General features: G+C 70.9%; 12 protein-coding genes. 6 read left to right on the top strand and 6 right to left on the bottom strand.

The features are described from left to right. Window position 1 precedes the first annotated feature (1 nt). The 5 genes from LXT13_RS20035 to LXT13_RS20015 all read left to right on the top strand — a co-directional run bounded on the left by LXT13_RS20035 (window position 2) and on the right by LXT13_RS20015 (window position 3,490). Window positions 2–508 (top strand): chemotaxis protein CheW, encoded by a 507-nt coding sequence (locus tag LXT13_RS20035; protein ID WP_233373810.1) that lies wholly within the window; start codon window positions 2–4, stop codon window positions 506–508. A 7-nt stretch (window positions 509–515) separates the two neighbouring features. After that, window positions 516–1,337 (top strand): CheR family methyltransferase, encoded by an 822-nt coding sequence (locus LXT13_RS20030; protein ID WP_233373808.1) that lies wholly within the window; start codon window positions 516–518, stop codon window positions 1,335–1,337. Next, on the top strand, window positions 1,334–1,843 hold the full coding sequence (locus tag LXT13_RS20025) for a chemotaxis protein CheD (RefSeq protein WP_233373806.1): 510 nt from the start codon (window positions 1,334–1,336) through the stop codon (window positions 1,841–1,843). The genes LXT13_RS20030 and LXT13_RS20025 overlap by 4 nt, the downstream gene beginning before the upstream one ends. Then, on the top strand, window positions 1,840–2,883 hold the full coding sequence (locus LXT13_RS20020; protein ID WP_233373804.1) for a protein-glutamate methylesterase/protein-glutamine glutaminase: 1,044 nt from the start codon (window positions 1,840–1,842) through the stop codon (window positions 2,881–2,883). The genes LXT13_RS20025 and LXT13_RS20020 overlap by 4 nt, the downstream gene beginning before the upstream one ends. Before the next feature lie 97 nt (window positions 2,884–2,980). Continuing rightward, a complete protein-coding gene (locus tag LXT13_RS20015; protein ID WP_233373802.1) occupies window positions 2,981–3,490 on the top strand; it encodes a hypothetical protein in 510 nt (169 codons plus the stop codon). 85 nt (window positions 3,491–3,575) lie between these two features. On the opposite strand, the gene map is transcribed toward LXT13_RS20015, so the two are convergent. From map to LXT13_RS19985, 6 genes are read right to left on the bottom strand one after another with little or no spacing between them, the layout of a single operon-like run. Beyond that, the gene (gene map / locus LXT13_RS20010; protein ID WP_233373800.1) at window positions 3,576–4,370 is read right to left on the bottom strand and encodes a type I methionyl aminopeptidase; all 795 of its coding nucleotides are present in this window, start codon (window positions 4,368–4,370) and stop codon (window positions 3,576–3,578) included. Beyond that, the gene (locus tag LXT13_RS20005) at window positions 4,367–4,627 is read right to left on the bottom strand and encodes a ParD-like family protein (protein ID WP_233373795.1); all 261 of its coding nucleotides are present in this window, start codon (window positions 4,625–4,627) and stop codon (window positions 4,367–4,369) included. The genes map and LXT13_RS20005 overlap by 4 nt, the downstream gene beginning before the upstream one ends. A 45-nt stretch (window positions 4,628–4,672) precedes the next feature. Further along, window positions 4,673–5,845, bottom strand: coding sequence for a hypothetical protein (locus tag LXT13_RS20000; RefSeq protein ID WP_233373789.1), 1,173 nt, complete (start codon window positions 5,843–5,845; stop codon window positions 4,673–4,675). Next, the gene (locus tag LXT13_RS19995) at window positions 5,832–8,648 is read right to left on the bottom strand and encodes an ATP-binding protein (RefSeq protein WP_233373788.1); all 2,817 of its coding nucleotides are present in this window, start codon (window positions 8,646–8,648) and stop codon (window positions 5,832–5,834) included. Before LXT13_RS19995 ends, LXT13_RS20000 begins: the two co-directional genes overlap by 14 nt. Then, window positions 8,648–9,361, bottom strand: coding sequence for a hypothetical protein (locus LXT13_RS19990; protein WP_233373782.1), 714 nt, complete (start codon window positions 9,359–9,361; stop codon window positions 8,648–8,650). Before LXT13_RS19990 ends, LXT13_RS19995 begins: the two co-directional genes overlap by 1 nt. After that, window positions 9,358–10,665: a hypothetical protein gene (locus LXT13_RS19985; protein WP_233373780.1), complete on the bottom strand. Its 1,308-nt coding sequence runs from the start codon at window positions 10,663–10,665 to the stop codon at window positions 9,358–9,360. Before LXT13_RS19985 ends, LXT13_RS19990 begins: the two co-directional genes overlap by 4 nt. 91 nt (window positions 10,666–10,756) lie before the next feature. On the opposite strand from LXT13_RS19985, the gene LXT13_RS19980 reads away from it, so the two are divergent. Then, the gene (locus LXT13_RS19980; protein ID WP_419964692.1) at window positions 10,757–11,560 is read left to right on the top strand and encodes a DODA-type extradiol aromatic ring-opening family dioxygenase; all 804 of its coding nucleotides are present in this window, start codon (window positions 10,757–10,759) and stop codon (window positions 11,558–11,560) included. Window positions 11,561–11,618: the final 58 nt, after the last annotated feature.

Raw genomic sequence — 11,618 nt, 5'->3', positions numbered from 1 at the left:
CATGAGCACTTCTCCCGACACCGCGGGCAACGCCCGCCAATTCCTGAGCTTCACGCTGGGCAGCGAGCTGTTCGGCATGGACATCCGCACCGTGCGCGAGATCATCCAGCACGGTGCCATCACGCCGGTGCCGCTGATGCCGGACTTCGTCCGCGGCGTCATCAACTTGCGCGGCGCGGTCGTGCCCGTCATCGACCTGCAGGCCCGCTTCGGCCGCGGGCCCGCCAGCGTCGGCAAGAAGACCTGCATCATCATCTTCGACGGCCAGCGCGATGGCGAGCGCGTCGAGCTGGGCATGATGGTGGATGCGGTCAGCGAGGTCGTTGCGCTGGAGGCCGGCGACACCGAGCCGCCGCCGCAGTTCGGTGGCGCGGCCCGCCGCGACTTCATCGCCGGCATGGGCCGCCGCGGCGAGCGCTTCCTCGTGCTGCTGGACCCCGACCGCGCCTTCGACATCGGCGAGATGGCGTCGTTGTGCGAGGCCAGCCAGCTGGCCCTGGCCGCCTGAGACCGGCATGTCCACGCCTCAGCTCAACGACCGCAGCTTCGGCCGCATCACCGGGTTGATGCACGAGGCCGTCGGCCTGTCGTTCACCCGCAGCAAGAAGGCCCTCGTCAGCGCCCGGCTCACCAACCGCGTGCAACAGCTGGGCCTGACCGGCTTCGAGGACTACGCCGACCTGCTGGAAGGCGCCGACGACGGCGGCGAGTTCCAGATGGCCGTGGACCTGCTGACCACCAACGAGACCTACTTCTTCCGCGAGCCGGCCCATTTCGCCCTGCTGCAGGCGGAGCTGCAACGCACCCGCCCGCAGAAGCTGGCCGTGTGGAGCGCCGCATCGTCCTTCGGCGACGAGGCCTACAGCACTGCCATGCTGCTGGCCGACCTGCAGGCCCAGGGCACGCTCGGGGCGGACTGGTCCATCCTCGGCACCGACATCAGCGAACGCGTGCTGCAGAGCGCCGTGCAGGGCATCTATCCGGCAGAGCGGCTGCGCGAGGTGTCCCCGCAGCGCCTGAAGCGCTACTGCTTGCGTGGCGAGGCCGAGAGCGAGGGCTTCGTGCAGGTGCGCGAATCGCTGCGCGAGCGGGTGCGCTTCGGTCAGCTCAACCTGTGCGCCCCCATCGACAACCTGGGCCCGTTCGACGTGATCTTTTTGCGCAACGTGCTCATCTACTTCGACCCGCCGACCAAGAGCGCCGTCGTCGACCGCGTGCTGAGCCAGCTGCGGCCGGGCGGCCTGCTGTTCCTCGGCACGGCCGAAGGCCGCGTGCCCTGCAGCACCCCGCTGACGGTGCTGGCGCCCAGCGCCTACCGCAAAGGAAACGAGCGATGAAACACGCCACCGTGGCCCTGCATCCCGGCGATGTGGCCTGCGTGGACAGCGGGCAGCGCATGGAGACGCTGCTGGGCTCCTGCGTGGCCATCGTGCTGACCGACCCGCGGCGCACCGTCGGCGCGATGTGCCACATCGTGCATGCCGGCGCGCCCAAGCCCTGGGCCGGGCGGGACACCGCCTACGGCGCGTCGGCGCTGGCCGAAATGCGCCGGCTGCTACGGCTGCGCAGCATCGACGCGGGCCAGTGCCTGGCCTGGGTTTACGGCGGCGGCCACATGTTCCCCGACCAGCCGGGCGCCGCGGCCGACTACGGCCATGTCGGCGCGTCCAACGCCGAGTGGGCGCTGGCCGCGCTGCAACAGGCCGGCATCCAGCTGCTGGGGGCCGACCTCGGCGGCCACGCCTACCGCAAACTGCGCTGGACCGTCGGCCGGGGCGCCCCCGAGGTGGAAGCCACCGCCATCCCGTCCCGTCGTCGCGTGGCAAGGGAGCCCACCGCATGACCCGCGTCTTCGTCATCGACGACTCCGCCGTCGTCCGCCAGACGATGACCGCCCTGCTCCAGGGCGACCCTGACATCGAGTTGGCCGGCTGTGCGCCCAACCCCATCCTCGCCGCACCGCTGGTGCGCAAGCACCGGCCAGACGTACTGCTGCTGGACATCGAGATGCCCGGCATGGACGGCCTGACCTTCCTGCGGCAGCAGATGGCCGAACTGCCCATCCCCACGGTCATCTGCTCGTCGCTGAGCACCGAAGGCAGCCGTGTCGCGCTGGATGCGCTGGCCGCCGGCGCCGTGGCCATCGTCGCCAAGCCACGGCTGGGGCTGCGCCAGTTTCTGGAGGACTCGCGCCGCGAGCTGCTGACGACGCTGAAGGCGGCGGCACTGGCCAAGCCCCGGCTGGCGCGCCTGTCGCCGCCACGGCCATCGCTGCGGCAAAACACCGTGGCCGGCCTGCATGCGCTGTCGGTCAACAAGCCCGTCGTCATCGGCAGCTCCACCGGCGGCACCCAGGCCATCGAGCAGATCATCAGCGCGCTGCCGGCCGATGCGCCCGGCATCGCCATCGTGCAGCACATGCCAGAGCGCTTCACGGCCATGTATGCCGAGCGGCTCAACGGCGTCTGTGCGATGCAGGTGAAGGAAGCCCGCGACGGCGACCGGCTGGAGCGCGGCGTCGTGCTCATCGCCCCCGGCGGCAAGCACATGAAGCTGCGCAAGAACGGCGCGCAGTACCACGCCGTCGTGCTGGACGGCCCGCCCGTCAACCGCCACAAGCCCTCGGTGGACGTGCTGTTCCGCAGCCTGGCCGAACACACCAACGGCGACGCGCTGGCCATCATGCTCACCGGCATGGGCGACGACGGCGCCCGCGGCATGCAGCAGCTGCACCAACTGGGCGTGCGCACGCTCGCGCAGGACGAAGCCAGCTGCGTCGTCTTCGGCATGCCGATGGAAGCCATCAAGCGCGGCGCCGTCGACGAGGTGCTGCCGCTGGATGCGATGGCCGAGGCGCTGATGCGCTTCGACGCAAGGGGCTGAGGGCTCGCCCTTCCCTGGCTGCCCCCTCGCGTGGGCGCTGCAGTAGCGCTCAACGCGCTCCGACGGGCCGCTGCCTGCGCCCCTACAGTCGGCGCCCATGAAGATTGCGCTGATCTCGCTGACGCTGGCCCTGGCCGCCAGCCCCGCCGCACCGACGGCCATGCCGCTGCCGCCTCAGGTGCTCAACATCGTCAACGACATGAAGGCCGTGTGCCGCGCCGCCGGTGGCCAGCCGGGCGCGTCACCCGGCCTGGTATTGAGCGCCGACCTGAATGGCGATGGCCGTGTCGACCATGTGATCGATGAGGCCGCGTTCGACTGCGAAGGTGCCGCCTCGCTGTTCACCGGCGCCGGCGGCGGCCACATGCAGGTCTTCGTCACCGCGGCAGACGGCAACGCCGCGCTCGCCTTCGAGCATGGGGCGGACGGCCTGCGCGTGGAAGGCGGCGCCCTCTGGCTCGCCGTCGGCGGCCCGCTCTGTGGCCAGCAGGTGACCGACAACATGTCGCACAGTGCCATGCAGGCCTGCTGGCGACCCTTGCAATGGCTGGCCGCGCAGCGCAGGTTCGATTTCGCGCCGCTGTCGCGTGTCAAACCTTATCGATAGAGCACAGGAGGGTGAACGCTTCGAGCCTTCCCTCCCCCGTCTCCGGCGACGTCGGCGTTCGCAAGTCAAAACCCAATCAGCCGCCTCACTCAATCGCCGGATATTCCCCCACCCCATCCGGCCACGGCGTCAGGATCTCGAAGCCGTCCTTCGTCACCGTCACCATGTGTTCCCACTGCGCTGACAGCGAGTGGTCGCGCGTGACGACCGTCCAGCCGTCGTTCAGTTCGCGGATGCCGGCGCCACCGGCATTCAGCATGGGCTCGATCGTGAAGATCATGCCCTCCTGCAGCTTCAGGCCTTCGCCGGGCCGGCCAAAGTGGTTGACGTGCGGCTCGTCGTGGTAGACCGTGCCGATGCCATGCCCGCCGTACTCGCGCACGACGCTGAAGCCGGCCGCATGCGCGACCTTCTGGATGGCATGACCCACGTCGCCCAGCGTCGCGCCGGGGCGCACCTGGCGGATGCCGGCGCGCAGCGCCTCATAGGTGGTCGTCACCAGCCGGCGCGCCAGCACGTTTGCCTCGCCGACGATGAACATGCGGCTGCTGTCGCCAAACCAGCCGTCGGGCGTCGTCAGCGTCACGTCCACGTTGACGATGTCGCCCTTCTTCAGCCGCTTGTCCTTGCTCGGGATGCCATGGCAGACGACGTGGTTGGGCGAGATGCAGGCCGTCTTGGGGTAGCCGTGGTAGCCGACGTTGGACGGCACGCACTTGAGCTTGTTGACGATGTAGTCGTGGCAGAAGTCGTCCAGTTCCTCCGTCGTCACCCCCGGCTGCACCAGCGGCTTCAGCTGGGCCAGCACCTCGGCGATCAGATGCCCCGCCTCGCGGGCCTTGGCGACCTCCTCGGGGGTGCGCAGCTTCAGGCTCTTCATGCGCGTCCTCCTTTGACATTCGCCCTGGCCTTGGGGGCTTGAGCCCAGCCGGCCAGGCGCGTCAGGTCCAGCCCGCCCTCCTGCTCGGCGCGGATCAGCAGCTGGCAGATCTCGCTGTGGTTCAGCTGCGGATGCAGCTCGGCCAGCATGCCGATGCGCATCCAGTGCTCGGCCTGCGCGTTGATGGAGCGTGACAGCGCCTGGCTGGCCACGCGGAGGCTCTCGTGGAGCGGGTCGGAGATTTTGACGATGCCCATGCGGGCACTATATACGATTCGTATACGAACCGTATAACGCCACCATCACAGCCAGCCCTCTTGCTCGGCCTTCACGCCGCGCGCGGCCAGCGCGTCGCGCAGAGCAGCGAGCTCGAGCGGCAGGTCACGTAAAGCCAGGCGTTGGAGCACGCTGTAGTCATAACGGCCCAGCGGCTGCAGGCCGCTGCGGTCCAGCCGCTCGGGCTCCATCGCGACGGCGGCCCACGGCAGCCCCGCACGCTCCCAGGGTTCGGCGGCAGCCAACGCGATCTCGATGCCGGCAGGGTCGGCATCGGCGCTGATGGCGGCCGGGGCCGGCGCCAGAGCAAGCAGCCGAGCCATGGCCTCGCCCCAGGCGCGCGTCGGCCGGCCAGCAATCCACACGAGCGCATCGCCCGCCACGCGACGTGCCGCCTGCTTTTCGAAGCTGGCACGGTTTTCGATGAGCCACCAGCGGGCCGGTGGCGCGTCCACGCGCTGCAGGACCTGCAGCGCATCGACCGGCAGCGTGAGGAACGGGGCCACGCCCAGGTCCAGCAGGCGCTCGCCGGGCCAGCACAGGCGGGCATCGCCCGCGAGCGCCAGCGTCGGCGCGAAGGCGTCGATGCCCAGCGCCGGCAGGTCGAAGTGCCGTTCCAACCAGCCCCATTCGCCGGCGGAGATGGCCTTCGTGTGGCCCAGATGCAGCGCGAAGTCGCGACGCAAACCCGAGCGCCCCTCGGCCGCCCAGCGGCGCAGCGCTTCCAGCAGGGCCGCCCGCGCCTCAACGGCAGCCGTAGCCATGCGCGCCTCGGCCAGCGCCTGCGCGGCTTCTCCGACGAGGTCGTCCGCCATCAGCGTTTCCAGGCGCTGCGCCAGCACCGCCGTGCGCGCCTCGCGGTCGCTGCGGGTGGCCAGGCCCAGCGCGGCCTGCAAGGCCTCCAGCTCGACCCAGCAGAGCTTCACGGGCCACCAGCGGCCGTGTTCGCTGCGCTCGTGGCGCGTGGCCAGCCCGGCCTCCAACGCCCTCTGCGACAGCGCGTCGGCCAGCTCAATGCGCCCGGGCCCGGCGGCCTGCAGCAGGCTCTGCCAGGGCCGCGTGTCGGCGCTGCCGCGCAGCCAGTCGATCAGCAGCTCGCGCTCCTCGGCGCTCAGTGTCGGCAGCCGTCCGGGCCACACCGCCCGCGCCGCCGCCAGGTGGCGGCGCGTGCGGCTGGCAGTCAGCTCACGCGTAGTCACTGACCTCAGGCCGCCGCGCCAGCACCGCAATCGGCGGCGCCCAGCGTTCGCCGCGCGGCTTCTTGCTCGTCACCAGCGTGATTTCGCTGGGCTCGAAGACCTCGACGTTGTGCGTGATCGGCGTCGTCAGCAGGTATTGCGCGCGGGTGCTGCGCAGGAAGTGGCCGACGAGCTGGATGTTGCGCACGTCCAGGTGGGCGAAGGGCTCGTCAATGAAGACGAAGCCGCCGGGCGTCTCGTCGTCCTTCATCAGGCCCACCAGCAGGATCAGGCTCTTCAGCACCTGCTGCCCGCCCGAGGCCTCGCCGTCATTCAGTCCCACCTCACCCTTGCCGTCGAAGTTGAACTTGACCTGCAGGCCGGCCTGGGCCAGCACGATGTCGTCGTTGTCCAGATGGGGCAATTGCGCCTCGGCGGCCACCCCAGCCAGCTCGCCCAGCTCGGCGACGTTCTTCTTGTAGCGGCGCACGGTGGCGCGCAGCACGTCGATGTAGCGCTCGCGGGCGTTGCCGGCCGCCGTGGCGGCTAGCGCGTTGCTGGCCTTGCGGTTGGACAGCTGTTCCTCCTCGTCACGCACCTGCTGGGTCATGCGCACATGGCGGTCCAGCACGGTGGCGTCCGTCTCCCAGACGCCTTTCTCAAGCTCCTGGTCCACATGATTGGCGCGGATCTCGGCCTGGCGGGCGTTCTCGAACTCATTCTTCAGCGCCGTGAGCGCGATGGGCGTAATCCAGCGCGGCGGGAACTTGGCGCCGGCCTCGCGCGAGACGCGCGCCGCCGCTTGCAGCGTCTTGCGGCGCTCGGCATGCTCGCGCGCGGTGCGCGCCTGGCGCTCCTCGCCGTCGGCTAGTTCCCGCTGCGCACGCTCGTAGTTCTGCTCGTGCACGCCGGAGGCCTTCAGCAGCCGGTCGTGCTCGGCCTCCACGGCCGTCATGCGCGTGGACGCCTCGGCGCGGGCCTGCTTGAGCGCCGGTAGCCGGGCGCGGGCCTCGGCGAACTCGTCGGCGCGCTCGGAGAGTTCCATCGCCGCCTTGTGGCCCTGCGCGGCGCGCTGAGCGTCCTTGAGCTGGCGGTCCACCTCGGCCTGGGCCTTGGCGACGCGGGTCAGCTCGGCGTCGATGCGGGACAGCTCGCCTTCGAGCGACGCGCGGCGGCCGGCCACGGCATTGGCGCCGAACTGGTGGTCCGACGCCGGTATAGCGACGCTGCGGCCGCCGCGGCCATCGCGGTAGTAGGCATCGGGCGTGATCCATTCGCCGCCCGTGCCACTGCCCTCTTCCGTGCTGGCGACGCAGCGGATGCCATCGAGCTGGCGCGCCAGCCACGTCGGCAGCGGCGCGCTGACCTTCAGCGCGGCCAGCAGCGAGCCAGACTTGGCCTGCGGCACGGGCGCGGCATCGGACACGACGTAATGGCGGTACTTCTGCTTGGACGCGATGGCGAAGGCGCGCGCCTCGTCACTGCGATGCTTCAGCACGACCACCCAGCGCGAGCCGCGCAGCACGCCCTCGGCGGCCTCGCGCCAGCGCTCGTCGGCGATGTCGATGCTGTCGGCCACGACATGGTGGGCGATGCCGGCGTCGTCCAACGCCTGACGCAGAGGCCTCACCTCGGGTGGCGGCGGCGGCAGGCGCTTGTCCTTCAGCTCGGCGAGCAGCCCCTGCACATGGCGCAGCTTGTCGTCGGCGCGGGTGTACTCGCCGCGCAGCCTGTCCTTGTCGGCGGCCAGCTGCTGCGTGCGGGCCGCGAGTGCGGCAGCATCGGCTTCCACATCGGCCAGCGCGCGCAGCTCGTCCTCGCGCTTGACGGTCTGCTCCACCGGCTTCTCGGCCTCGCGGGCCTGATCGAACGCGGCGCGGGCCTCGCGGCGCTCGCCTTCAAGCGCGACAAGCCTGGCCTTGGTGGCCTCGTGCTCCTTGAACAGCTCGTGCAGGCCGGCCCGCTTGGTCGACATGGCGCGCGCATCGGCGGCGGCAAAGAGCCGCGCGCGGTGCAGCTCTCGGCCGTCACGCGCCAGCCTTTCACGGGCTTCGCTCCACTGCATGACGGGCAGCACCTCGGTGGCCAGGCGCTCGCGCTCCTGGACCTTCAGCTGCCACTGGCGGTAGCTCGTCACGCGGTTGGCCAGCTCGGCCAGCTGGGCCTGCGTGCGCGCCAGCTCGCCCTCGGCGGCCTGCACCTCCTTGGCCAGCTGCTGCTGGTGGCTGCGCGCCTGCTCGTAACGGTCCAGCACCTCCTGGTCGCCGAACACCTCGAACACGAGGCGCAGCAGCTCCTTCGGCGACAGCTCGCAGAGCCGGTCGGTCTGCCCCTGCTCCAGTGCCAGCACTCGGCCGATCGCGCGCGTGAGACCTGCAGCTTCAAGACGTTTTCTCCAGGCCTCGATGCCCAGCCAGTCGCGGTCGCTCTTCTCGGCCAGCTGCTCGATCTCGACAACGCCTTCCACGATGGCATAACGCCGCACCCAGTCACCGCCCTGGCGCTCGATGCGGCAAGCCAGCGTGACCTGGTCGGCGTAGATCAGCGAGCTGGCGAAAGGACGGCTGCTGTTCTGCCGGCCGCGCGGTCGGTTGTCCACCAGCGCGCGCAGCCAGGCCGTCTCGGCATTGGCGTGGCGGGCGTAGGTGCGGAAGGTGCGGCCACCCGAGCATTCCAGTCCCAGCAGCGTACGCAGCGCGTCCAGCAGCGTGGTCTTGCCCGACCCGTTGGGGCCGGCGATGGTGATGATGTTGCCGTCCAGCGGCAGCGTAACGCGCTGGCAGTAGTCCCAGTGCAGCAGTTCGAGGGTTTGGAGGTGGAACATCAGGCGGCGTCGTCAGCGGGTTCTTCTTGTTCCTGGCGAGCGGCCTGGATCTGTTGAATCGCCGGGCCGGCGACCGCATCGGTCGCGCGGGCCAGCACGTCAGCCAGCGCGCCGTCGAGGATGCGCGGCGCGAGCTGGTCGTAGTCCAGCAGCAGGTCCAGCAGCGGGCCCTCGGCAATGTCTTCGCCGCGCCGCGTGATGAAGCCGTGGCGCTCCAGCGCTTTCAGGTTGCCGTCCAGCCGCACCTTCTTGCCGAGCTGGTCGCCGAAGTCGGCCAGCAGGCTGCGGTAGCTCAGTACCGGCGACACGCTGGCGGCGGCAGGCAGCGGCTTGTCAGCGGCGAACATCTCGCCCTGCTGGTCGCCATCGGCGTCGGCCCGGTTGAGCTGGCGCTGGCGCTTGGGCAGCACGATCAGACTCCACAGCACCACAAGCAGCGACACGCCATCGCGCGGCAGCTCCAGGTTGTTGTTGGCCGCCAGGCCCGACTCGCCAAACACCGCGGTCTCGGCCGGCCTCAGCAGCGCGACCGATACATGCTCGGCGTAGACGTTGTCGACGAGCTTCAGCCCCACGCCGGCCAGCCGCGCGGTGACGGCGGCCCACAGGTCGGCGTCGATCAGCGCCCGCTTGACCAGCGGGTGGGTGCGCGGCAGCCAGCGGCGAGCCAGCAGTTGGGCCGCCAGGTTGGCGGCATCATCGAAGTTGTTCATTCGGATTCGCTCAGGAGGTCGCCGCGGCTCATCCAGGCCACGGCTTCGTCGTCCACAGCGCCCTGCTCGGCGCTCCAGCGCACGCGCCAGGGCTGGCGGGCCATGTCACCAGTCGCGCCCTTCAGGTGGCGGGCCTGCGGGTCGCCCAGCAGCGGCAGCAGTTGGGCACGGTAGGCGGCCGACGCGTAGCTGCCGCCCAGCACGGCCGGCGCCACCGGCTGGGCGCCGCGGCCCTCGGCCGTCCAGCCGTCTAGCAGCAGCTGCAGCGCGCCCAGTTCGGGCGGCAGGCTCAGCACCTCCAGCCGACCATCCGGCGCGGCCTGGGCGGCGGGCAGGCCGGCCACGTCGGCGGGCTTGGGTCGGTCACGCTCGAACTCGGCCTCGGCGCCGTCCACCAGCTCCTGCGCGGCGACGATGACCGGGTGCACGCCGGTGGACAGCGCGTCGCCCAGCAGCGCGTGCAGCTCGCCGGCGCCGGCTTGGCGCTGCAGCCACTGGCGCAGGTCGGTCGTCGTCACGCCGGTGGAGCCCAGCGTCACGCGCTGGCGGTCCGCCTGCTGCAGCGCGCGGTTGAACTGGCTGGCCATGACCAGCAGACTGGCCTGGGCACTGGCCAAGTCGCGCGCCAACCGCTCCAGCCGCGCGTGGCCGCTGGCCTGGGCCTGCTCGATGATGGCCTTGACGGCGTCGCTTGCACGATCCACGAGCGCCATCGCGCGCTCGAACCGGGCATTGGCGCGGCGCAGCTCGAACTCGCTGCCGCTGGCCATCGCGTCAGCGAACTCCTCGCGCAGCCGCGCCAGCTGTGCGTGCAGCATGTTGAGCTGCTGCGGCTCCAGCAGGCCCAACTGGTGAGCGCCGGCCACGCCGGCCAGCAGCGCGGCGAGGTCGTCGTCGGGGCCGGCTGTGTCGGCCGTCAGCGGCTGCAGCATGCCGACGACCGACTGTGCCAGCGGCGTGATGGCGTAGGTCTGCGTGGAGGCTTCCCAGTGCAGCAGGCCGGCGTCGCGCAGGCGCTTGAGCACCGTCTCCAGCGCGTCTTCCTTGACGTGATGGAAGTGGCGGTTCAGCTCGTCACGGGCCAGTCGCGCGGCGGGCAGCGCCATCAGCTCCAGGAACACCCACACCCGCAGCCGCACCCAGGCCGCCTCGCCACCGAACAGCGCACGCTGCGCGGCCATCAGCGCCTCATGGCGGTCCAGCTGCCACCACAGCAGCGAGTCCACCGGCGCGCCGCCGTCGCGGAAGAACTCGTCGGGCGAGCGCGGGTCGTCGGGGGTGGGCGTGGGGCGGAGGTCGGCCATGGGGCCAGGATTATCGTCGGCGGCATTCAGCCGCTTTGAGCGCTGCCACCGGCCGGCTTGAACCTCCGAAGGGCGATGCAGGTCCACACTGATGCTCATCATGAGACAACCCACCTTCTTCCTGTCCCACGGCGGCGGCCCCTGGCCCTACATGGACGGCGAGTTCCGCCATGCCCACGCGAAGCTGGAAGCCTCGCTGCAGGCGCTGCCGGCTTCGCTGCCGGCGCGCCCGAAGGCCATCCTGATGATCTCGGCGCACTGGGAAGCCTCGGCCTTCACGGTGATGACGTCCCCGACCCCCGGCATGCTGTACGACTACGGCGGCTTCCCGGCGCACACCTACGAGGTGGTCTACCCCGCCCCGGGCGACCCGGCGCTGGCCGAGCGTGTCGTCGCGCTGATCCAGGCCGCTGGCCTGCCCGTGGCGCGCGATGCCGCACGCGGCTTCGACCACGGCGCCTTCTGCACCCTGGCGCCGATGTACCCGGACGCGGACGTGCCCGTCGTGCAGCTGTCGCTGCGCCAGGGGCTGGACCCGGCCGAGCACCTGGCGCTCGGCCGCGCCCTGGCCCCGCTGCGCGACGAAGGCGTGCTGATCCTCGGCAGCGGCTTCAGCTTCCACAACCTGGGGCTGATGTTCAACGGCCGCGGCCAGGCGCCGTCCATCGCCTTCGACGCCTGGCTGCAGGCCGCCGTGCCCGCGCCCGAGGGCCGCGCCGAACGGCTGAAGGACTGGGAACAGGCCCCCGCCGCGCGGCTGGCCCATGCGCGCGAGGAGCATCTGCTGCCGCTGATGGTCGCGGCCGGCGCGGCCGAAGGCGAGGCCGGCAGCTGCGACTACCACCAGACCGACTACCTGGGCGGGCTGACGGCGTCGAGCTTCAGATTCGGTTGAAGGGGCAAGCGGCTTGACCTGACGGCCGCCGTCAGGTTGATGCTCACGGCTTTCCGCC

Source organism: Pelomonas cellulosilytica, assembly GCF_021353265.1.
In the GTDB taxonomy this organism is placed as follows: domain Bacteria; phylum Pseudomonadota; class Gammaproteobacteria; order Burkholderiales; family Burkholderiaceae_C; genus Pelomonas; species Pelomonas cellulosilytica.
The sequence above is the reverse complement of the archived record's forward strand: the minus strand, read 5'-3'. Positions and strand labels throughout refer to the sequence as shown.